This window comes from Photobacterium sp. MCCC 1A19761 (assembly GCF_037389125.1).
GTDB lineage: Bacteria > Pseudomonadota > Gammaproteobacteria > Enterobacterales > Vibrionaceae > Photobacterium.
On the sequence record NZ_JAZGTF010000003.1, the window covers coordinates 287378 to 310710 of the forward strand.

Annotated in this window: 18 protein-coding genes and 1 pseudogene; 9 read left to right on the forward strand and 10 right to left on the reverse strand. The window is 54.7% G+C overall.

Annotation, left to right across the window (positions count from 1 at the left end; genetic code table 11):
* Positions 1-8 precede the first annotated feature (8 nt).
* Positions 9-1430, reverse strand: coding sequence for a xanthine permease (locus tag VV869_RS06410; RefSeq protein WP_337734147.1), 1422 nt, complete (start codon positions 1428-1430; stop codon positions 9-11).
* Positions 1431-1868: 438 nt separating this feature from the next.
* On the opposite strand from VV869_RS06410, the pseudogene VV869_RS24430 reads away from it, so the two are divergent.
* Both VV869_RS24430 and VV869_RS06415 read left to right on the forward strand, forming a co-directional pair.
* A pseudogene (locus tag VV869_RS24430) lies at positions 1869-2060 on the forward strand (diguanylate cyclase); the annotation flags it as partial.
* Between the two features lie 584 nt (positions 2061-2644).
* Complete coding sequence (locus tag VV869_RS06415; RefSeq protein WP_337734148.1) at positions 2645-3592, forward strand: siderophore ABC transporter substrate-binding protein; 948 nt, start codon at positions 2645-2647, stop codon at positions 3590-3592.
* A 123-nt stretch (positions 3593-3715) separates the two neighbouring features.
* Here VV869_RS06415 and VV869_RS06420 read toward each other — a convergent pair whose 3' ends face one another.
* Positions 3716-4336 (reverse strand): LysE family translocator, encoded by a 621-nt coding sequence (locus VV869_RS06420; protein WP_337734149.1) that lies wholly within the window; start codon positions 4334-4336, stop codon positions 3716-3718.
* Between the two features lie 284 nt (positions 4337-4620).
* A complete protein-coding gene (locus VV869_RS06425; protein ID WP_337734150.1) occupies positions 4621-5070 on the reverse strand; it encodes a GyrI-like domain-containing protein in 450 nt (149 codons plus the stop codon).
* A 269-nt stretch (positions 5071-5339) separates the two neighbouring features.
* Here VV869_RS06425 and VV869_RS06430 point away from each other — a divergent pair, with 269 nt between their 5' ends.
* The gene (locus VV869_RS06430; protein ID WP_337734151.1) at positions 5340-5507 is read left to right on the forward strand and encodes a CCGSCS motif protein; all 168 of its coding nucleotides are present in this window, start codon (positions 5340-5342) and stop codon (positions 5505-5507) included.
* Positions 5508-5597: 90 nt separating this feature from the next.
* Here the strand turns inward: VV869_RS06430 and VV869_RS06435 are convergent, their stop codons facing one another.
* Positions 5598-6791 carry an acetate/propionate family kinase gene (locus VV869_RS06435; RefSeq protein ID WP_337734152.1) on the reverse strand — a complete coding sequence of 398 codons (1194 nt, stop codon included), beginning with the start codon at positions 6789-6791 and terminating at the stop codon, positions 5598-5600.
* Positions 6792-7156: 365 nt separating this feature from the next.
* Between VV869_RS06435 and fabV the strand changes: the two genes are divergently transcribed.
* Positions 7157-8359, forward strand: a complete 1203-nt coding sequence (gene fabV / locus VV869_RS06440; RefSeq protein WP_337734153.1) for an enoyl-ACP reductase FabV — start codon at positions 7157-7159, stop codon at positions 8357-8359.
* A gap of 70 nt (positions 8360-8429) precedes the next feature.
* Here fabV and VV869_RS06445 read toward each other — a convergent pair whose 3' ends face one another.
* On the reverse strand, positions 8430-9092 hold the full coding sequence (locus tag VV869_RS06445; RefSeq protein WP_337734154.1) for a CatB-related O-acetyltransferase: 663 nt from the start codon (positions 9090-9092) through the stop codon (positions 8430-8432).
* 405 nt (positions 9093-9497) lie between these two features.
* Between VV869_RS06445 and yieH the strand changes: the two genes are divergently transcribed.
* Positions 9498-10193, forward strand: a complete 696-nt coding sequence (gene yieH, locus VV869_RS06450; protein WP_337734155.1) for a 6-phosphogluconate phosphatase — start codon at positions 9498-9500, stop codon at positions 10191-10193.
* Between the two features lie 11 nt (positions 10194-10204).
* Here the strand turns inward: yieH and VV869_RS06455 are convergent, their stop codons facing one another.
* The gene (locus VV869_RS06455; protein ID WP_337734156.1) at positions 10205-11521 is read right to left on the reverse strand and encodes a tetratricopeptide repeat protein; all 1317 of its coding nucleotides are present in this window, start codon (positions 11519-11521) and stop codon (positions 10205-10207) included.
* Between the two features lie 268 nt (positions 11522-11789).
* On the opposite strand from VV869_RS06455, the gene VV869_RS06460 reads away from it, so the two are divergent.
* Entirely contained in the window at positions 11790-12242 is a 453-nt protein-coding gene (locus VV869_RS06460) for a DUF3302 domain-containing protein (RefSeq protein ID WP_337734157.1), read from the forward strand.
* Positions 12242-13372 (forward strand): HlyD family secretion protein, encoded by a 1131-nt coding sequence (locus VV869_RS06465; RefSeq protein ID WP_337734158.1) that lies wholly within the window; start codon positions 12242-12244, stop codon positions 13370-13372. Before VV869_RS06460 ends, VV869_RS06465 begins: the two co-directional genes overlap by 1 nt.
* A 98-nt stretch (positions 13373-13470) precedes the next feature.
* On the opposite strand, the gene putP is transcribed toward VV869_RS06465, so the two are convergent.
* The 4 genes from putP to VV869_RS06485 form a co-directional block, all read right to left on the reverse strand.
* Entirely contained in the window at positions 13471-14967 is a 1497-nt protein-coding gene (gene putP / locus VV869_RS06470; RefSeq protein ID WP_337734159.1) for a sodium/proline symporter PutP, read from the reverse strand.
* A gap of 134 nt (positions 14968-15101) precedes the next feature.
* Positions 15102-15800 (reverse strand): aldehyde dehydrogenase family protein, encoded by a 699-nt coding sequence (locus VV869_RS06475; RefSeq protein WP_337734160.1) that lies wholly within the window; start codon positions 15798-15800, stop codon positions 15102-15104.
* A gap of 25 nt (positions 15801-15825) precedes the next feature.
* Complete coding sequence (gene putA, locus VV869_RS06480; protein ID WP_337734161.1) at positions 15826-18954, reverse strand: bifunctional proline dehydrogenase/L-glutamate gamma-semialdehyde dehydrogenase PutA; 3129 nt, start codon at positions 18952-18954, stop codon at positions 15826-15828.
* Between the two features lie 442 nt (positions 18955-19396).
* Positions 19397-20182 (reverse strand): AraC family transcriptional regulator, encoded by a 786-nt coding sequence (locus VV869_RS06485; RefSeq protein ID WP_337734163.1) that lies wholly within the window; start codon positions 20180-20182, stop codon positions 19397-19399.
* Between the two features lie 672 nt (positions 20183-20854).
* Between VV869_RS06485 and VV869_RS06490 the strand changes: the two genes are divergently transcribed.
* Positions 20855-21811 carry an AEC family transporter gene (locus tag VV869_RS06490; RefSeq protein ID WP_337734165.1) on the forward strand — a complete coding sequence of 319 codons (957 nt, stop codon included), beginning with the start codon at positions 20855-20857 and terminating at the stop codon, positions 21809-21811.
* A gap of 106 nt (positions 21812-21917) precedes the next feature.
* Positions 21918-23123, forward strand: coding sequence for a putative manganese transporter (locus VV869_RS06495; RefSeq protein ID WP_337734166.1), 1206 nt, complete (start codon positions 21918-21920; stop codon positions 23121-23123).
* Positions 23124-23333 lie beyond the last annotated feature (210 nt).

Here is a 23333-nt window from a genome sequence, read left to right on the forward strand (position 1 = left end):
GGTTTCCTTTACGCGGCTTTTGATTGGGTGTTTATATTGTTTAATTCGCCAGCAACTTCTTTTTCGTTGTAGTAATGTTTGATGCCAAATAATCCGGCCAGCATGAAATAGGCGTAAACGAACGTCATGGATTCCGGCTGTGCAAATCCGACGCTACTGGCGTGAATAAAACCGATCAGTGACAGGCCGGCAGCGACCAGGGCAGCAACAACAGCGCGCAGCGGCGTATTGTTAATGGCGAACACCACCATACAGCCCCACAGTAAGCTTGCCAGCGGTGCGCCGTTCCCGAGACCAACCATGCCTTCGTAATAGATACCTTTTGCGGCCAGGGCGTCGATGCCCACTTCATAAGCATTGGTGCCTGCTGTTGCCAGGGTATTTTTGAACATGGTCAGTGCCCAGTAGCCGACCCACGGGAACAGGCAGACGAATATCGCCGGAACTTCCATCTTCGGCGCTTCACGAACCACCTGATTGGCGGTGACGATACCGATATAGACCAGGATCGGCGCGATGGCAGCACCCGGGATCAGGCTGAGCAGCAGTGCTCCCAAGCCAAACAGAGAAACCAAGAACATGATCACGCCGTTAAACAGGGTATAGCCGATACTTGCGCCCATCTCTTTGTAGGCTGCATGACCCACGTACACGGTGACAGGGAACGGGTTGCCCATGAATGCACCAAGCATGGAGGAGAAGCCATTCACCGTCATAATCTTACGTGTTGGGTAGGCATCACCGGCGGCATCGGCACTTTCAATGTTCTCAAGGTCGAACACGTAGTTCGCCAGGCCCAAAGGTACGGCAGAGGCCAGGTACGGCAACGCGTGTGGAATACCTTCAATGAAATCATCAATATGTACATTCGGCGGGTTAAAGCCGGCATCCGACAGCGAGGCCACAATGGCTTCGGTTGACTGGAGCCCGAAAACCCATGCCAGCACGGTACCAGCAATGATCAGCAGCAGACCGGTCGGAATTTTAGGAAACAGAGGCTTGCTGCCGAACCAGTTGATGAAAATCAGGCCAAGTACGACAAAAGAGACGACTGGTGTTGTGAAAGCTTGCAACATCGGGTTCATCGCCAAGAGCGTCAACCCTAAGCCTGCCAGGCAGGAAAGCAGTACAGTACGCGGCACGATGCGACGAATCGCATCGCCGAAGAATGAGCCAACCAATAGGATCATCGCCTCGACAAAGCACCATACCAATGCGATCTGAATGACAAACTCGGCATTTTGGGTCATCTGATAGACCGGCATAATCACCAAGAAGGTTACCGTGAATATCGATGGTGCACTCGGGCCGGATGGCAGGGCCGTCACATCGTCACGGCCGGTTTCTTTTCTCAGCTTATAGGCAAACCAAGCATAAAAAACACTGGCACACATCACGGCAAGACCGAATGCAGGCGCCACTTGTCCCATGACAAATTCTTTGGGTAGACCAACAACGAAAAGCAGGAGCCCCATCATTGTTAGTAAGTTAGTTAAGTTATTGGTAAACAGGCCAAAAAAAGCGGCCCAATCCCCTTTTCGCCAAATATTACTGATATCCATAGTGGTGTCCTATTACTCTTGAAATAATTAAGTAGGGTGAGCTAACGAACCCATAAGAAATTAACAAAGTGGCTGTTAAACCCTAAATTATTAAATTGAATGGCGAGTATTTAGGTTAGTGATAACGCAGAAGGAACACACAACCAGGAAAACATATTGATACAATTTTATAAAAAGGTAAAAACATCCAAGAAAAGAACTCACACAGCTGCGTGATGAGCTTCACCTTTTCGTCAGCGATATACTGTTTATAGAATTGTGGTTATTCATGATTAGGGTCACAGTCATCAGCACGGCGGGCACTTAACCGGCGAGAAGGGGCTAAAGACTGTGGCGCGTATTTTGAAGAACAACATCCAGTCTTCTGACATGATCTGTCATTATGGTGGGTGGACGTTTGCGATTCTGCTCCCTCAGACAGATATTGAGACTGCCGGTCAGATCGCGGAGACGTTAAGACAATCAGATACGATCAAAGGGGTCATTAAATTTAGTTGACCACAGCAAAGGCAAACACGGCCCCATCCTGTTCAGGCTATTTTGTTGATGTCGTCAATGCTGAAATGGTTGAAACAAGGGGGCGCATCCTGTTGACCGGCTTGTTGCTCAATATTAAATTGAGCGTCGTAAGCCGCCTGAGCACACAACTCGCGACCGAAGTTCTCAAGCCGGATCAGTGCCCCACCCATCGCAAACCAACAACTGGATGACCAATGGAGCGTGATCTGAAGTCATCTCCAGGAGCCACAATAGCCCCACCGCAGTACCTGCTCACGCCAACAAGCCTCAGTCTGACTGAGGCTTGTGATTTTGGACCAGGCTGATGCGATTCGACACTCAACAGCATCTCAGAACCCCCGCACAGCCGGATGTTCCATTACCGGTCCGAGGGATTCCACCTGTCGGCCTTTCCTTTGCGCTGAATTTGTGCCTAAATCCACACCTGAATTTGATAATCATTTTCATTTAAGTGTATGTTCGGGTCATAACACGGAAAAGCAGGTAAGCCGCCCTGATCTGCTTTTTCACCACGAACTGAAGGCTGACACCTTATTGTTCAGGGCGCTTGCCGGGAATCCGATATGAAAAAACTGTCTTTATTACTGGTCACACTCTGCTGTCTTTTTTCCACTGTCCGTTACAGCTACGCCTTCCCTTTAACGGTTGAGCATGCTCAGGGGACCACCGTGATTACCCAGCTGCCCAAGCGGGTTGCGGTGTTTGATCTGGCTTCACTGGACACCATGGATGCCCTGGGGGTTTCTGCTGCGGGTGTACCGAATGCGAATGCGTTCTGGCCGGATTATCTCAAACGCTATTCGAACGAGCGTTATGCGAAGGTCGGGAGCCTGTTTGATCCGGACTTTGATGCGCTGAAAACACTCCAGCCCGATTTGATCATTGTATCCGGGCGCTCCAGAGCCGCCTATCCAGCGCTGAGCCAACTGGCACCGACGATTGATTTAAGCCTCGGCGATCAGCAATTTGTGCCGGGTATGCAGCGCAATATCTCGGTGCTGGGGGAGATTTTTGACAAACAAGACAAAGCGCAGGAACTGAATACAACACTGGACAAGGCCCTGGCATCGCTGAAAGGCCAGGCGCCGGGTACCGGCCTGGTACTGTTCACGATGAAAGAGCACATTATTGCCCATGCGCCCGGCGAACGTTTCGGGATGCTGTATGATCTCACGGGGCTGACACCTATCGTCAACCCGGCACCACCTTCGCCGCGTGCAAAGCCGGGCTCTGAAGCGGCGAAAGCGCAGCAAGAAGCCCGCAAACTACGTCTTACCACAGCTCTGGACAACAATCCTGACTGGTTGGTGGTCCTGGACCGCGGTGCAGCAACCGGCGGAGAGGGGATCGGCGCGCAGACACTGGCAGGGAATGCCCAAATCGCGAACTCAAAAGCCTGGCAGGCGAAGCATGTCTATTACCTCAACCCGCGGGATTGGTACCTGGCAACCGGTGGCTATCAGAGCGTCACCAAGGCGCTCAATGAACTGCAAGCACGCTTTGCCGACTAAATGTCTCGATTCCAGCCCTGACCTTCCGGTCGGGGCTTTTTAGTTCAAGAGCTTTCCTGCCCGACGCTCAACAGCTCAACTCAAAAGTAACTCAGCTCACAAACAACTCAGCTCACAAACAACTCAGCTAACAAACAGCCACACGCCCACGCCCATCATCAAACTCCCGGAAATCCGGTTGATCAGGCGGATGTTCTTGGCATGGCCCAGTATCCGTTTCAGTCCCTTACCGCCCGTGGCGTAAATGGTCATACAGATAAACTCAAACAGCAGGATAATCGCCACCAGCAGAGTGAGTTGCGAAGCCAGCGGCTGACTGCTGTCAATAAAAGGCGGCAGCAGCGACACCATGAATGCCCAGCCTTTGGGGTTTGCAATAGCAGTCACAAAGCCCTGCATCACCAAATCCCAATTCCGCCCTGCCTGAACTTCGGTATTGTCCTCACTGAGTGCCAGCTTGCCTTTCGACTGCCACATCGAAATTCCCAGGTAACACAAGTAGGCTGCCCCGACCGACTTGAGCAGGGTGAACAACCACGGATAATTCAGCATCACCGAGGCAATCCCCAACACCGCAGCAACCGCCACCAGACCGACACCGATCACTTCGCCGAGCATCATCCAGAGGGTGCGTCGATAGCCAATACTCATCCCCAGCGTCAGTGCCAGCGTCATGCACATTCCCGGCGTAATGGAGACAAAAAAGAAGGTAGGAATAAATAGACTTAACAACGCGAAATTCATCGTGACTTCCTTGTAAACGAAAAGAACAACTCCGACTCAATCCATCCGGCGACAATAACCAGGCCTTCGTGGTATTGAGTGAATAAACAGGGGTGAATACAGCATCTTGGCATAAAAAGCGTGTCAGAGGATAACGAAATATCGACGTTGCAGGAGACGAGGATGATTCAGGAAATGCAGCGTGTGGTTGATCGATGATTGATAGGCTGTTTCCCCGGGGGTGTCACAGGCTCATTCGCATCCGCTGAGCCCATGAGCGGTCAAAACAAAAGGATAGGAGTTCCCTATTGAATCGCGATAGAGATCGCGACTTCATCGGCACTGAGGTAGTGTTCAAAGTCTGTGGTATAGGCCCGGGTGTGCGCGCAATCATCAGCACGGAAGTAATCCCAAATAGTTCCCCACAAACTGATGACGGCCTGGGGCATTTCACCCTGGGCGGTAAATGTCAGGTACTTCCCGGACGCAATCTGCGTGCTCACCGCTCCATTCAGCGCATCAGCAGCCAAACCGTCTGAACAGGCCATCACATCATACGCACCCGTGTGGTCTGATTCGTAATGGGTGTAAACACCATATATATTCGAACCCGCCGTTAACTTGGGATAAGCCTGGGCGTAAAAAGTTTCCCAAAGCTGACCGATTTTGGCTGTCGACGGACTCATTTCATCGGCATTGGTTGTTCTGACTGAAAATCCGCTGACCTCAAAGCCATCGATATGCTGAAGTATCATCTTCTCTCCTTGTTGTAAGACCATGTCTTCCCGGACAAATTGCCTGAGCGGGCTTAAAATTCACACCGGAAACGAACTGTATATACATACAGCAATTAAGTCAAATTTCTCGCGGCCGGAAGCGATGCTCTCAAGGCGTGATATGACCCCATCAGTCACAAAAAACACTGTTACGACGTTCCCGTACCGCCACACGCATTGACTGTTCTCCGAACAAACCTTAACATGCATTTAAGATGAAACATTAAAACCACCGTAAGGAGATCCGCATGACATTCTCAGTGAAGAAGATTTTCAAAAAAGAAGACGCCCAACCCGAGCAAGCAACTGCTGAACACACCGCTGCCGATACAGTCCAGACTCAGAGCGCCGATGAGAGCAAGCAGAAGAAAGGAAAACATGGCGAGCCGGGATTCTGCTGCGGCTCGTGCTCCTGAGCCGAGTTTCGGATTAAGCGAATAATAAAAAACCCCGGACTGAGCGTCAGCCGGGGTTTGATGTATGGTGTCAGCGATGCGCCGGGTGGATTAGCTGTGCAGCATTTCCATCGACTGCTTGGCGATCACCCACTCTTCATTGGTCGGGATCACCATGGCAACCGGGGTGTTAGGCTGGGTGATGATGCCTTGGTTACCGAAGCGCGCGGCCGCATTCGCTTCTGCATCTTCGCGGTAGCCGAAGATCTTCAAGTTTTCCAGGATCTTGCTGCGAACCGGCAGGGAGTTTTCACCAATCCCCGCGGTGAAGATAATCGCATCCAGCTCATCCAGTGCCACCATGTAAGAGCCGATGTACTTGGCCACACGGTAACAGAAAATTTCGAACGCCAGGGTCGCGCCTTCGTGACCGTTTTCCATCGCTTCCACGATGCCGCGGCAGTCGCTGGTCAGTCCGGAAACGCCCAACAGGCCCGAATTCTTGTTCAGCTCAGTGAACACATCTTCCTGGCTCCAGCCTTTTTTCAGCAGGAACTCAATGATACTTGGGTCCAGGTCGCCACAGCGGGTGCCCATCATCAGACCGGCCAGCGGGGTGAAGCCCATGCTGGTATCGACACTCTTGCCGTTCTTCACGGCACAGACCGAGGCACCATTGCCCAGGTGAACCGAGATGAAGTTACTCTTCTCAACCGGCTTGTTCATCACCTTGGCCGCTTCACGGCTGACAAAGTAATGGCTGGTGCCGTGGAAACCGTAGCGGCGGATACCGTAGTCGTTGTACAGCTTGCGGGAGATAGCGCCGGTATAGGCTTTGGCTGGCATCGATTGGTGGAAGGCGGTATCGAATACAGCGTACTGAGACAGCGCCGGGAAGGCTTTCATGGTCGCGCGCATACCAATCACGTGGGCCGGGTTATGCAGCGGTGCCAAATCGCTCAGTTTCTCAATCTCTTCCAGAACCGTGTCATCCACCTTCACCGTTTGAGTAAACTTCTCGCCGCCATGGACGACGCGGTGACCAATGGCAACGATATCTTGCTTGATACCCAGCTCATCCAGCAGCGCGACAATGCGATCAACGGCCTGCTGATGGTGGTTGCCCGTCGCTTCCAGCTTCACTTCCTGCTTTTCGCCGTTAATTTTCCAGCTCACGTTTGCTTCAGGCAAACCGAAGCACTCACCCAAGCCACTGAGTGTCGCTTCACCGGTGACAGTGTCAATCAGTGCAAACTTCAGCGAAGAGCTACCAGAGTTGATTACCAGTACAAGAGAGTTGCTCATAGTTATCTCATCAGATTAGGTTGGCTCAGAACACCTCTGATCACAGCGATGTTCCATAACACATAGGTATAATGTCTGAGGCATGTGTGGAGCAGCATGACCTCATGCATTATGTATTTTGATTACATTATTCAATTTTTTTTGAATAACTCAACTTTTGCTTTTAAAAAAGTAAGAAAAATTTAGATTTTAATGCAAGAGATCAAGTTTTGAGCATCGGAAACGTTTACCCTTGGTCAAAATAGCGCCTGATCAGGGATATTTTTTCAATTTATTGATTCATCGATCAACAAATCGCGTATGCATTCCGATGATTACCCAGACAAATCCGAATGCATATTCAATAATTCAGGATAACCAAACCGATGATTATCAACCCCATCATTCAGGGCGTGATTGCCCGCTCCGCGCATCCGTCTGGCTGTGAGGAGGCCATCCGATGTCAAATCGCCTATTGCCGGGGAGCCCAACCGATCGGCCCCGGACCGAAGCGCGCGCTGATCCTCGGCGCCTCGTCCGGTTTTGGCCTGGCCACCCGGATCGCGCTGGCATTTGGCGGCACCGATACTGATACCCTCGGCGTCTCATTCGAACGGGGCCCGTCTGACAAAGGGGTCGGTAGTGCCGGATGGTACAACAACATCTATTTCCGTCAGGCCGCCGAACAGGCCGGGCTCAAGGCCCCAAACCTGGTGGGCGATGCGTTTTCCCCGGCAACACGCCAACAAGTGATCGACCTCATCCGCAGCGACTTTGGCGGCAACGTCGATCTCATCGTCTATAGCCTGGCCAGTGGGGTTCGCCCCAACCCGGACACCGGCGACTTCTGGCGCTCAAGCATCAAGCCGATCGGCAAGCCTTATCAGGGAGCAACCCTGGATCTGGAACACCAGATCTTAACGCAAACCACCCTGCCTGCGGCCTCCGAGCAGGAGATCCATGACACTGTCAAAGTGATGGGCGGGGAAGACTGGGCAAGCTGGATTGACACCCTGGCCCAGGCCGATGTGCTGGCACCCGGTTGTAAAACGCTGGCCTATTCCTATATCGGCCCGTCGCATACCTATCCGATTTATCACCACGGCACGCTGGGGAAGGCTAAGGAAGATCTGCATCAGACCGCCGATCAGCTCCACCAGCAGCTGGCATCCATCGGCGGTGAAGCTTATGTGGCGGTTTGCAAAGCGCTGATCACCAAAGCCAGTGTGTTTATTCCCGGCCTGTCGCCCTATCTGCTGGCACTGTTTCAGGTGATGAAGGCCAAAGGCTTGCATGAAGGCTGTATCGAACAGATGCAACGCCTGCTCAGCCAGCGCCTTTATCCGGCGAACGGAGCAGTCGTGACAGACCAGCAGCGGCTGATCCGGGTCGACGATTGGGAGTTAAGCAATGATGTGCAACAGGAAGTCAGCCGTTTACTGGCGCAAATGACACCGGAAAATTTCCGCGAATACGGGGATGTTGACGGCTATCTGACTGATTTCCTTCACCTGAACGGCTTCGGCTTTGAAAATATCGACTATACCCAGCCGATCAACCCAAATGCGCTGTATCGCCTGAAACCTTAGGGCAGCCAGAAACCACCGTCAGCCCCGCCGGTCACAGCAACTCGCTGTGACTGACGGGAATTTACGAAGACTAACGGGGAAATTGGCAATAGCGTTCAAACAGTCCTTCGACGTTAGCACTGCACATCAAATCCATATGAGCCTGCAGGGTTTTCAGCGGCCAGTCCCACCACTTCATTTCCAGCAGCATCGCAATTTGCTCGTCAGTGAAACGTTTCTTCACGGTTTGCCCCGGATTTCCCACCACCACCGCGTACGGTGCGACATCTTTGGTGACCACGGCCCGGGCGCCAATCACCGCGCCGTCACCAATGGTGACACCCGGCATAATCACACACTCGGTGCCAATCCAGACATCATTGCCGATGATGGTATCCCCGGCGCGTTCGAACCCGGATTTCACTTTATTGCCGAACTTGCTCACATCAAACGGAAACGAAGAGATCCAGTCGTGCCGGTGACCCTGGTTGCCGGCCAGCATAAAAGTCGCCCCCGAAGCGATGGAGCAAAACTTGCCGATCTCCAATTTATCCACTTCCCCGAAGATCCCGGATTCCCACACCGCCCGGCTGGAATGATCCCCCAGCAAATACCGGACGCAGTGATCCTCGAAATGTTTATCGTGATAATACCCGGAGTAATACGTATGCTCGCCGACGGAAATATTCGGATTTTTGAGATGTTCACGCACTTCATAGCCGCCCAGCCATGAAGGGAAGATGGATGATGACATAGGCCACCCCTTTTATTATCTGACTATCCTTAACCACTGCGCACGGCCAGCCCGGTATGGCTGGCCGACGGTTCCCGAGGTTCGCTACTGCGCGGCTGGGTTCCTCCCGCGACGCTTCGCCTGTGGTTCCCTGTTTCTGACAACTTACCCAACAACGCTTGCCGCGGCAAGCCACCGCTGTAATCCGCGCCGCGAAGGCCTTGCGGATCCGACACAGCCTCCTGAACACCACGTATGCCAGACAATTTTTCATTGAATTGTGCAGGCTGAGGGAGAACTCTCAGAAAGCGCAAAAATTCCACCTTAAGTACGATAAAGATAGCAAAACCTTCATACGCCGGTTGTAGAACCTGAATTGAGGTATTAACAATGAGATATCTGTGACAATAGCCTATTCGGACGGCCATGATGAACGAATCCGATGATCGCCAGACAGCACAATCTGACATTCGCTGCATCATTTTTGATTGCGACGGCACCCTGGTCGACAGCGAAACCCTGTGTAACCAGGCGTTAGTCAATGTGTTTAACCGCTTTGGAGCCCAGTTGAGCCTGGAGGAATGCCTGCGCCACTTTCAGGGCGGCAAGCTTACCGACATTCTCACCGAAACCCGGGTCCGGGCCGGGATCCGGGTTTCGGTCGATACACTGGAGCCCCTCTACCGGGCAGAGTGCCGACGCCTGTTTGAGCAAGGGCTATCCCCGATCCCCGGCGTGCCGGAGCTGCTGGCAACCCTGGACGCCCGGGGCTGTGAAATGTGTATTGCCTCCAATGCGCCGGTCAGCAAAATTGAGCACACCCTCAGCCTGACCAGGCTGCTGCCCTACTTTGACGGGAAACTGTTCAGCGGCTTTGAAGCCAGCAGTTGGAAGCCGGAGCCGGACATCCTGCACTTTGCAGCCATGCACATGGGCATGACGCTGGCGGAATGCGTGTTTGTCGATGATACCCCGAAAGGGGTTCAGGCGGGGATCAGTGCCGGGATCCGCACGTTCCATTTCGCTGCCAATCCCTACAGCCGCGCCATCGTTCACCCGCAGGTCACGACCCTGACGGCGATGCCGCAGCTGCTGGATTATTTATCACTCCCCGCAGGCTGATCGGTGACGGCTCAACCTGCCCGAGAAGGATCCACCCGAGTCGGCTGCGGCTGAGTTTCTGTGGTGAATTTATCCCAGGAGGTCGCCCAGCCCTGCTCACGATACTCGTTGGCCGCGGTTACATTGACCTCCGCAGTTTCAGCTTCAGCCACCGCAGCCTCAGCCACCGCAGCCTCAGCCACCTCGGGCTGAACCGGGTTTGGGCTTAGACTCTTGCCCGGGCTCTCAGTGAGCGTCACCTCGCCGTCGCGGCTGGCAATGGCTTCGGCCTGATCCGGGTCCCCGGCCAATTCACCGGCAGACAACGACACCAATACCTGCTCATCCGGCCGGTATCGCTGCCGATCGTAGACTTTATCCAGAACCGAGATCACCGCATGACGCGCCACCGGCTGATCTTTCAATTTTCGATACACCGAGTTGGCGACACTCTGCGCCGATAAAATCGCATCGATCGCGATCGAATGCGCTGCCTGATCCCGCTCCGTCCGCGCTTGCGGGTGGCCGAAAGCATGGGCGATGGAGTACCAGACATAAGCAATGGCCGCATCGGTGGCTTCACCGCCCAGGTGCATCTTGGCAGCCAGGAACTGGCCTTCCGCACTCCCGGTTTCCGCAGCCCTTTCCAGCCAGTAGATGGCCCGCCGTCGATCCTTCGCCACCCCAATCCCGGCCTGATAGCAGTAAGCAACCTTGATACAGCCTTTGACACTCTCGTTCAGAGCTGCCCGGGCACGCCAGCCAAACGCCAGCAACGGCATTTTATCCGGATTGCTCTCGGCGACATACCAGTCGCCCAGAAACAGTTGCGCCTCGACATGCTCCTGCTCGGCAGCTTGCGTCATGTGCTCAATTGCAGCGGTAATATCCTGCTCGGTCCCATAGCCCTGATATTGGTAGGAGCCGAGTAAAAACAGGGCCTCCGGCTCCTGTTGCCTGGCCCGGACCACCTGTTCCCAATAACGGGACTTCGCTTCCCCGTCCGAATCGGACGAGTCCAGCCGGTGCAGGCGCGCCAGGGCATTCTGGGCAATCTCATTTCCCAGCTCAGCCGCCTTGCGGTACCAGAAAATCGCCTTAGCGATACTGACCATTTCATATTCTTTGGCCAACGACAGCTGGCTGGCGATATGACCGGTATTGGCTTTGAAGATCTTTTCTTCACGTTCAGCGATCTTGGCCTTTTCCAGAACCCGTTGGTAATTCTCATCTTTCAGGACTCGCGTCTGCTGCTTGCGACGCTGACGATTCATCACCGCAAAGTAATGCACCACCACCGCAACCAGTGCACCGCCGGCCAGGCTTAAACCGATAACCAGGTTCGACATAACCCCTCATAGAAACAATATTGGTCCTGTTATATAGCGGCAGGATACCGGAAAACTGCAACAAAATCGTAAAAATCGTCGGGATACGACTACATCTTCGGCATTTGTCCCGAAATCAATACGGCTCTGACAGCAAGCTCAGGACTAACTCCGTGATTCAGTGCTACTTTTTATGTATGCCGTTCCGCCTCCCCATGCCGACCGCAAGCGCGTGAATCCCGCCTGCCCGGCCCCGTTCGGAGTGGAACAGACATCTAAAGGAGCCGCCATGTTTCTTGATTACTTCGCGTTAGGGGTCTTAATTTTTGTCGCTGTCGTCTTGTTCTACGGCATTATTGCGCTCCATGACATTCCCTATGAAATTGCCAAGAGCCGCAATCACCCCCATCAGGATGCCATTCATTACGCCGGTTGGGTCAGCTTATTTACCCTGCATGTCCTGTGGCCGTTTCTCTGGATTTGGGCCACGCTGTGGCGCGAAGATCGCGGCTGGGGATTTACCCAGATCCAGAACGAGCAGCATGAGCTGCACCATGAAGTCCTGAAGCTGAGCGAACAGATTGAAAAACTCAGTGAGAAAGTCACCCAACTGGAGCAGTCGCGCACCGGCCAGGCTGCCGGGGTAAATACAAGCGTGAAGACTGACCCCCAGGTAACCAATTCCGCAACAGCCAACCCTGCACCAGCCAATCCCGGCACAACTCCCGGAGGGCAAGACTAATGGATCTCTTGCTGATTCTGACCTACACCGCTTTTTGCGTGGCCGTGTTTAAAATTTTCAAGATCCCCCTGAACAAGTGGACCGTTCCGACGGCGGTACTAGGCGGGATCATTCTCATCGGCAGCCTGATCTTGCTGATGAACTACAACCACCCGCATACCAACTTCGGCGGACAGTTTTTCGTCTCCACCCCGATTGTTCCCGGGGTCAGAGGGAAGGTGATCGAGGTTCCCGTCACCCCCAACCAGCCGCTGAAAAAAGGGGACATCCTGTTTAAGATCGACCCGACCCCGTTTGCCGCCGAGGTCCAACTGCAAGAAGCCGCGCTGGCAGAAGCCAAGCAGGCGGTCCTCGGGCTGGAAGCCGCCTATAAATCATCGCTGGCGACGACTGCCAAAGCTCAAGCCGAACGCGACCGGACCTTGCAACAGTTCCGCCGCTACGAAAAAGGCTTCAAACGCGGGGCGTTTACCCGGGCTGATGTCGACAACCGGCGTCAGTTTTATCTCAGTGCCGAAGCTGCGCTGGAAGCCGCTCAGGCCGAAGAGCGCCGGGCCAAACTGGCCTTTGAATCCGAAGTGATGGGGGAAAATACCATGGTTGCCAAAATCCGGGCCCAGCTGACCCAGGCACAATTCAACCTCAGCCAGACCGTCGTCGAGGCTCCCACGGACGGCTATGTCACTCAGGTAACCCTGCGCCCGGGGATGATGGCAGTGCCGGTCCCGCTGCGCCCGGTGATGACCTTTATTCATCAGGAAGAGCAATTCTATGTCGGGGCATTTCGCCAGAATTCATTGATGCGCCTGCGGCCGGGGTTTAAAGCGGACTTTGTTTTCCGTGCCTTGCCCGGAAAAACCTTTGCCGGTGAGGTGGTCGAGGTGCTGCCGGCGATTGGTGAAGGTCAAGTCCAGGCGGCCGGGGCACTCTACAGCAGTGTCCTGCTGCAAAACCAGGGTCGCCCGCTGGTGAAACTGAAAATCAACGACGACCTGAGCGAATATCATCTGCCACAGGGGACCAGCGTCGAAATCGCCGTGTACTCGGACAGTTTCGAGCATGTCTCGGTGATGCGCAAAGTGTTGATCCGGATGAAGAGCTGGCAGAACTATCTCTACCTTGATCATTGATCCGGTGAAAGCCGAGAGAGCCACCATCAAAAAAGCCAGCCGCGTTGCCGCGGCTGGCTTTTTTATCAATCCCCGTTAAGACGATCAATCAGACTGATTTAATCGAACTCAACCAGGTTTTTCTCGTAGGTGTCGAACTGCGCAACCACTTCACGTGAAGCACCACCGGTCGCCTTGCTGATCGCGATAATCGCAACCGTTGCAAAAATAAAGCCCGGGACGATTTCGTACAGGTCGAACAGACCGCCGCTCAGTTGCTTCCAAACCACCACGGTCAGCGCACCCACCACGATACCCGCCAGGGCACCATTACGGTTCATGTCTTTCCAGTACAGGCTCAGCAGCAGCGCCGGACCAAAGGCAGCACCGAAGCCGGCCCAGGCGTAAGACACCAGACCCAGCACCGTGCTGTCCGGGTTCATCGCCAGCAACAGGGCAACCACCGACAGAACAATGACCGCCACGCGGCCAACCAGAACAATCTCTTCCGTCGACGCTTGCGGACGGAACACTTGCTTGTAGAAGTCTTCAGCCAGGGCAGAAGAAGAAACCAGCAGCTGAGAATCGGCAGTACTCATGATCGCCGCCAGAATCGCTGCCAGCAGGATACCGGCAACCACAGGATGGAACATGGCGTTCACCAGCAGCATGAAGATACGTTCGCCGTCGTCCAGTGAGCCCGCGAGCTGGTTATCCACATACAGGATACCCACCAGGCCGACCAGGATGGCACCCGCCATCGACAGCGCGGTCCATGTCACCGCGATACGACGCGCGGTAACGATATCCCGGTTTGAACGGGTAGCATTGAAACGCGCCAGGATGTGTGGCTGGCCGAAGTAGCCCAGGCCCCAGGCCGCCAGCGAAATGATCGCAATCGCAGAAAGCGGCTCACCCTTCACATCGTGAAACAGGGTCATCAGCTCCGGGTTCTTCGCTGCCAGTGCCGCGCTCAGGTCGCCCACACCGCCTTCCATCGCTGCAATCGGTACGATCATCAGCGCTGCGGCCATCAGCAGGCCCTGAACCAGGTCCGTCCAGGATACCGCCAGGAAGCCACCGAACAGGGTGTAAGACACCACGCAGACCGTCCCCACAATGACCGCGATGGTGTAATCCAGGCCAAAGACGGTTTCAAACAGCTTACCGCCGGCAACCAAACCCGAACTGGTGTAGAAAAGGAAGAACAGCAGAATGAAAAATGCCGAAATGGTCTGAATCAGTTTCGAATTGTCGTGGAAACGACGGGACAGATATTCAGGAAGTGTGATCGAGTTATCTGCGGTGATGGTGTAGGTCCGCAGGCGCTTGGCACAGATCAGCCAGTTCAGCCAGGTGCCCAGCATCAGACCGCCCGCCAGCCACAGCGACTCCATCCCCGCCGCGTAAGCATAACCCGGCAGACCCAGCAGCAGCCAACCACTCATGTCGGAGGCACCGGCAGAAATGGCCGCAGGCCATGGCCCCAGAGAGCGGCCACCCAGGAAATAGTCCGATGAATCAGACGTCCGCTTGTATGCATAGTAGCCAATCGCCATCATCGCGATCAGGTAAACGATGAACGTTCCTGTAATAGCAAAGCTATTTTCTATCATTTTTGAGTTCCCTCACTTTGAGCCCCTGTCCATAGCAGGGGCTTTGTTTATGGCGCTGAATAATTCAGCCATGTTGTAACGGCGCCGATCAGCCGGGTTCCATCCGACAGCTCGCCGCCTTACTACAACGCTCGTTAATGTTCTTCACCGCTCCCCAGCTCCAGCAGCGTGGCGTTCCCGCCGACCGCTGTCACATTGATGGTTCGTGTCCGTTCGGTCACGAAACGCAGTGAGTAAGTCGGGCTGCCAATCACCGGCAGCGACTCGCAATCTGTTTCACAGATCAGCTGAGCCAGCAAGCCGTCACGGGCAGCCAGTTGGCGCGCGAGCGCCTGAGATGTTGACAGTGTCCCGGCATAAGCCACTCCGGCTACAGACGGGTGGCTGACCAAAGCAGTCAGGTCAGCACTCTCAACTGCGGTGATCACACCGCCGACACAGCCACAGTGTTCCAGCTGTGCCACCAACTCACCTGCCGACACCACACTATTCGACGGCAGGCAAACGAAAACCGTATTCCCGGTCACCAGTGCTGCGGCAATCTGACCGACCACAGCCACCAGCGGTGTCTCGGCGTCCGCCGTGACCACAAAGCTACCGCGACCGGCGCAGTACAGCTCGTTGCTTTCCCCGGTCGGCCCCGGCATCAGCAGGGTTTCGGCCACATGCTCGGCCGCATTGCGACACTGAAAGGCCACCATCGCCCGAGCTTCCGGCGCCAGCGTTTCCGTCCAGCGCTCCAGAATTTGTGTCCGTGCTTCATAGCCCAGTCCGTTCCAGCCTTCCCAGGCCGCTGAGCTGTTCTCAATCAGGGTTTGAATCTGTGTCATCATTTATTCCTTCTCAACTCAACAACCATCAAGCGTTAAACACATCTTGGGTGAAACGGTACAGATAGTGGGGACCACCGGCTTTCGGACCGGTCCCGGACAGGCCCTGGCCGCCGAACGGCTGCACGCCGACCACGGCACCGACCTGATCGCGGTTCACATAGCAGTTCCCCACCCGGGCACGGCGCTCAATGTGGCCATAGGTGCGCTCGTTGCGGCTATGAACCCCCATCGTCAGACCGAATCCGGTGTTGTTGATTTGATCGATCACCTGATCAAGCTCGTTGGCCTTGAAGCGAACGATGTGAAGGATCGGACCAAAGTTTTCATTTTTCAGTACATCAATGCCGCTGATTTCAAACGCCGTCGGCGCTACGAAATCACCATGCTGGCAAACCTCACCCAGTTTCGCCTGCGAGATGAGCTTAGCCTGGTTCTTCAGTGACTCGATGTGCGTCAGCAGCTTCTGACGGGCCCCCTTGTCAATCACCGGGCCGACATCCGTACTGTGCAGCTCCGGACGACCGACCGACAGCTCCGCCATCGCCCCTTTGATCAGGTCGATAATGCGATCGGCAATATCCGCCTGAACATACAGCACCCGCAGAGCAGAACAGCGCTGACCCGCCGACGCAAAGGCCGAACGAACCACATCGCGAACCACCTGCTCCGGCAACGCCGTACTGTCGACAATCATTGCATTCTGGCCACCAGTCTCGGCCACCAGAACCGCAGGCTCACAGTCGCGGGCAGCCAACGTGCGGTTGATCCGCTGCGCGGTTTCAGTGGAGCCGGTAAAGGCCACCCCGGCAATGCGCGGATCCGACGTCAGTGGCGTCCCCACCACAGCCCCGGTGCCCGGTACAAACTGAATCGCCCCGGCCGGCAAGCCGGCTTCCAGCATCAGCTCAATCCCGCGATGGGCAATCAGCGAGGTCTGCTCTGCCGGTTTCGCGACCACGGTGTTCCCCGCCGCCAGCGCCGCAGTGACCTGACCCAGGAAGATCGCCAATGGGAAGTTCCATGGGCTGATACAAACGAATACGCCACGGCCCTGATAGCTCAGCAACTTCGAAGTGCCGTCAAAACAGGTCACTTCCTTCGCGTCGGCAAATTCGGTCGCCGCCTGATGGGCGTAGAAACGACAGAAGTCGACCGCTTCACGAATTTCATCAATGCTGTCCTGGATCGTCTTCCCGGCTTCGCGATGGCACAGGGCCACCAGCTCTGGAGTATTGCTTTCCAGCAAGTCCGCCAGGCGCTGCAGATATTCCGCACGCTCTGTGGCCGGACGCGCCGACCAGGCCGGATAGGCATCCGCGGCCGCTGAAATTGCTGCATCAACCTGCTCTGCGTTGGCAAAGCCGACAGTCCCCACCGACTCACGACGATCGTATGGTGCGGTCACCGCCTGCGCATCACCGGCAAGGTGCTCCCCGTTGATGATCGGGCCGGCCGTCCACTGGTGGTCGTTGAAGCCCTTCACCGCGGCGCTAAATGGCTGCCACTGCGATTCAATATCAATGTTGATCCCGGCTGAGTTTTTACGCGTGTCGCCGAAAATGGCCGGCGGCAGCGGGATCAGGTGGTTGTGCAGCGTCGCCCGCGAGCGCAGCTGATCAACCGGATGCTGGATCAGCGTTTCCACCGGACAGTCGGCATCCACCAGACGGTGAACAAACGAGCTGTTGGCCCCGTTTTCCAGCAGGCGGCGAACCAGGTACGGCAGCAGATCTTTGTGGCTGCCGACCGGTGCGTAAATCCGCACGTTCACCTTGTGCATTTCCATCACATGGTTGTACAGGGCATCGCCCATCCCATGCAGACGCTGGAATTCAAAATTACGGCTGTTCCCGGCCATCGTCACAATCGCCGAAACGGTGTGGGCGTTATGGCTGGCAAACTGCGGGTAAATCAGGCCACGCAGGTGCTCTGACAGCAGGAAGCGGGCACAGGCCAGGTATGAACAGTCGGTCCCTTCTTTACGGGTGAAGACCGGGTAACCTTCATAACCGCTTTGCTGACACATTTTCAGCTCACTGTCCCAGTACGCCCCTTTCACCAAACGCAGCGGGATCACATCGCCTTGCTCTTTACTCAGTGCCGCCAACCAGGCCAGGACCGGCAGTGCTCGCTTCGAGTAGGCCTGAACCACCAGTCCGAACCGACCCCAGCCACGCACTTCATCAGAGCGGTACAGCTTTTCAAACAGTTTCAGCGACAGCTCCAGACGATCCGCTTCCTCGGCATCAATGGTGATCCCGACATTCAGTTCACGGGCACGCTTGAGCAGCGCCAGGACGGAGTCGTACATTTCGCCCATCACCCGCGCTTCGTTCGAGACGTCGTAACGCGGATGCAGCGCCGACAGCTTGATCGACACCGTCGGATCCGGTGAACGGGTGTTGCTGCCTTTCTGACTGCCGTAGCTATCACGACCGACCGCTTCGATCGCCATGATGTAATCTTTAAAATACTTCTGGGCATCCTGCGCGGTCAGCGCCGCTTCACCCAGCATATCGAACGAGTAAGTAAAGCCCTGATCGCGCTTTTCCTTCCCGTTTTTCATTGCTTCGCCGATACTGCGGCCCAGCACGAACTGGTGCCCCATGATCTTCATGGCCTGGTTCATCGCCTGGCGGATCACCGGCTCAGACATTTTATTCACCAGACGGTTGATCACATGGCTTGGCGTCCCGTCTTCCTTGGCATCCATGGTGACCACTTTACCGGTCAACATCAGGCCCCAGGTGGAGGCATTCACAAACAGCTTGTCGGAATTTTTCAGGTGCGACTTCCAGTCCGCCACACTGAGCTTATCGCGGATCAGCGCATCAGCCGTGGCCGCATCCGGGATCCGCATCAGGGCTTCTGCCAGGCACATCAGCAAAATCCCTTCTTTGGTATCCAGGCTGTATTCCAGCAGCAACGCATCGATCATCTGGATGGCATTCTGATCGGCACGAACACGCTCAATCAGTGTCGTCGCCTCATCAGCCGTCGCCTGACGCTCTTGCGCCGTTGGCTCTGCCATCGGCAAGAGTTGATTCAGCCACTGAGACTCATCAACAGAATAGAGCGGGGAAATCAGTTGCCAGATTTCATCCAATGGTCGCTCAATAAAAGATGGCTGAAGTACATCTGCCGCATTGAACATAATCATTCCCTCAATTAAGAACCTGATTGAAGACCAGCGTAAGCCATGTCAAAGGGGATCGAGTCACCCATAAATGTTACACCAGTGTTAGGATTGAGGTGGATTGTATTTTTCCGCAGCACTCGCCGTCTTGCTGGATTCTCCGATAGTTTTTAGAAAAACTCCGTTTTTTAACAGAAATTGACACAAAACCACAGCAAAAATTTCAGTTTCATATCGCGGATTGCAATATTTGCATGACACTCACGGGCTATTCTTCCGCCCAAAACCAACCCATGTCGATCTCATTTCCGGAACGCTGATCAAGGGGTGATCCGAACAAACTGACCACACGCCGCGCCACGTTTGTATCGGGATAAATCAATAGAAACTCAGGAAAGATGAATAAAAAAGGCCCGGTACGTTCGTCACCGGGCCTTGATAATTCAATTAGTTAGCGTTTTCAGCCGTGCTCTTTGCGGTAGCGTGCCGGCGGCTTGCCATAAAGGCGGGTAAACGCCTGGGTAAAACTACTCTGGCTGGCAAATCCCGAAGTCTGGGCCACTTGCGCCATGCCCAACGGGGTTTCCTCAATCAGTTGTTTGGCCATCTCCAGCCGTTTTTTCAACACGTACTGGTGGGGGGTCACCCCTGTCTGTTCTTTGAACAAATGGTGAAACTGGCTCTCGCCGAGGAACACCAGTCCGGCCAGTTGTGTTACAGAGATTTTGCGCGTCAGATGCTGAAGTATGTACTGATCGATAATATCCATGTTCAGCCGCTGCAGTGTACGCTCCCCGTGCAGAGGCTTAAAATGACGCTGCAATACGCACATCAGGGTATCGGTACACGCCTTACTCAGCAGCAGATCATCAGGATGCGCAGCCATTTCCGCCGTCAGGGCCTGGATCAACTTCTGCGCCTGGGTATCGAGGTGAAAATAAGACGATTGCTCAAACAACCGGGTCATCCGATCCCCGGCGTAACTCGGATGCAATTGATCGGCCGGAATATTGAGCACCAGAATTTCATTCCGGCCAATGCCGGAAAACGCATGTTCTGAGTCTGCAGTCACCAGACAGCCCTGGCCCGGGCATACCAGATTGCCGTATCCTTCAATATCAAACTCGGTTTGCCCGGACAGCCCAATCACCACCTGGTTGTAACCATGGTTATGGTGTTCCATCTGCTCCGGCAATTTGATCAATTCTGAAGGCTTAAACACGCTCGGATCATGCTTGTCATTCATCGCGCATCGCACTCAATGAGATTAATGTTTCCATCATTAACGAAGCATACCATAACTCGGTCGTTCGCCACCTACGGGTTGTAATGCGTGTGATTATCATTGCTGACAAACACACCACTCTGGACAGATTTTCTCCCACAGGGACACGCTGTCACCATAGATCAGCGCTATCATTGCAGATCGACTCCCCACACCAAAGCGCTTAAATCCCCAAGGGCAGATCAATGATCAGGCGAAACTGGAACAATGATCAAGCTGGCTTTCATTACGGTGAGTGTCATTTCAACTCCTTCCCGGTGCGATTCAGTACAGAATTCCCCTCACTTTCCGGGGTTTAGTCTGCCCACTGCCACAGGATAACGCCGAAGGCTGTCACCACACAGTTGGATCAACATATTCAATATCAATAACTTATAAAAATGATCACTTGATCATCGTTCCGTAAATCAAGACTGAGGGACAGCGGTCTTGTTGATCACCGGATGGAAAAACACGACAAGCCACCTTGATCATTTTTCCGAAAATCAGATCCAAACCCGATCATTCTTGATCATCGTTCCAATTGAAATGACATTCACCGTTATTTGGCCGCACTTGATCATCGTTCCGTCGAAAGATACCGTATTTCAATGATTTGTGATACAAATTGATAAAATGCTAAGGAAACAGATCATGGATGAATTTCTGACCCAGCTTGACTACTCGTTCTCGGTGACCGGGCCGATCTTTATTATGCTTGGGCTTGGGGTGTTCTTACGCCGACAAGGACTGATTGAGGAAAAGTTTGTCGAGTCAGGCTCCCGGCTGGTATTTACCGTCACCTTGCCGGCCCTGCTGTTTCTCAGCGTGGTGGGCGCCGATCTGCAACAAATCGGCAATGCCGGCCTACTCGGCTTCGCCATTGTCGCCAACATTCTGGTTTACCTGCTGTTCGAACTAATCGCCCCCTGGCTGATCAAAGATAAACAGGAAATCGGCGTGGTGGTCCAGGGGGCTTTCCGGGCCAACACCGGGATCATCGGACTGGCCTACGTCAGCAATGCTTTCGGTGAAACCGGGCTGGTGGTCGGCTCTTTATATGTCGCGGTGGTCACCGTGCTCTATAACATCCTGGCCGTGATCACTTTAACCCGGGCCAACGGCCAGCAAGGGCTCAGCCTGAGTGGCCTGTGTCGCTCGATCCTCAAGAACCCGCTGATCCTCAGTATCTGCGCAGCCCTGCCATTCTCCCTGCTTCAGATTGAACTGCCGGCGGTTCTGGTGCAATCGGGCCGTTACTTTGCGGATATGACCCTGCCGCTGGCGCTGCTGTGCACCGGTGCCAGTCTGGATCTGAACCAACTGCGCCAGGACTCGGCCCACGCCAACTATGCCACCTGCGGCCGCTTGATCATCGCTCCGGTGTTGATCACCTTAGCCGGCGGTCTGATCGGGTTTCGCGGCATGGAACTGGGGATCATTTTTCTGATGAGCGCCGCCCCCACCGCGGCAGCCAGCTATGTTATGGCCCGGTCGATGGGAGCCAATGCCCGGCTGGCAGCCAATGTGATTGCCTTGACCACGCTGGGCTCTCTGCTGACCTGTAGCCTGGGGATCACCGCCCTGAGCAGCGCCGGAATGTTGCACTGAGTCAAGTTCTCCCGAAAAACACTTAAAAGCACTTGATAATCATTCTCATTGGCATCTAAGATGAAGAATACCAAAGATTATCTGTCTTCTGCTTTCGGGAGCCCCTATGGCATCGCATCAAAAAGTCTTTCACCAGCAGTGGCAATCGCACCGGTGGCGATTGGCGAACAAACGACTCATTCTGCCGGTTTGCCTGCTTGCCTTACTGCTGACTCCCAGTACCACCGAACTGACCGTCGGCGTTCTCGCCGATGCGTTCTGGCAAGTGGCCAGCTATGTCGCAGCAACTCTGGCGCTATATCATGTGATCAGCCATCGATTGGCCCGAAAAAGCAAACTGACCCATCTGCTTGAAGGCCAGTCCCACTACCAGGTGCTGTTTGCATCTTTTATGGGGGCCTTGCCCGGATGCGGGGGCGCAATTGTGGTGATCACCCAGTTTGTCAGCGGCAAGCTCAGCTTCGGCGCCGTGGTTGCAGTGCTGACGGCGACCATGGGCGATGCCGCATTTCTGCTCCTTGCCGCGCAGCCCGGAACCGGCCTGGCCATTGTCGGCGTCGGTTTTGTCGTCGGTCTGATTTCCGGCCTCGTGGTCGATCGGATCCACGGCGCTGATTTTATGCGCCCGGCACAGCCCCAAGGCACAACATCTGGAGCCTGCCGGCCTACCGAACTGTCGCCGGGCTCCGCGCTCAAACTGCAAGGGCTGTTCTGGAAATGGGCGCTGCTCCCGGCTTCGATCATCGCCGTCATGGGATCCCTCCAGCTCGATATCGATCAGATTTTCCACCTTGGCAGTGGCACCATCAGCACCATCAGCATCATCGGTGCCGGTGCCGCCTTCGTTGCCATGCTCCTGTGGGCGACCAGTCGGGAAGTCACGGACTACCAGTCCGCCGTATCCGAAGATCCCAAGCCCACCGCCAACAGCCTGTTTCAACGGGTCGCCCAGGACACTAACTTCGTCACCAGCTGGGTGATTGGTGCTTTCCTGCTATTTGAGCTGACGCTTCATTGGACCGGCCTGGATCCGACGGTCTTGTTCTCCCAATGGCACATCCTGCTACCGCTGATGGGCGTGATGATTGGTCTGTTGCCTGGCTGCGGCCCACAAATTTTGGTCACCAGTTTATATCTCACCGGCGCAGTGCCACTGTCAGCGCAGCTAGGCAACGCCATCAGCAATGACGGCGACGCCCTGTTTCCGGCAATTGCGCTGGCCCCGAAAGCGGCCCTGATGGCCACCACTTACTCAACCCTTCCAGCCCTGGTGGTCGCCTACGGTTATTTTGCGTGGTTTGAATGGGCGTGAGTTCGAACCTTTTGCCAGATGCCCCGGGCTCAAACCAGCGGCTTCACCGCCCGATTTGGCGAGCCGGACAAGGGATAGTTCATGCGGCGAAAATGCATCGTTAATCAAAAATGGAGCTTTTGCTCCATTTTTTATTTTCACAATAGAATCAATATGATGCATAATTTCTTGCGGCATATGACGACGTGTTTAATCGTTCTTATTTCAGAT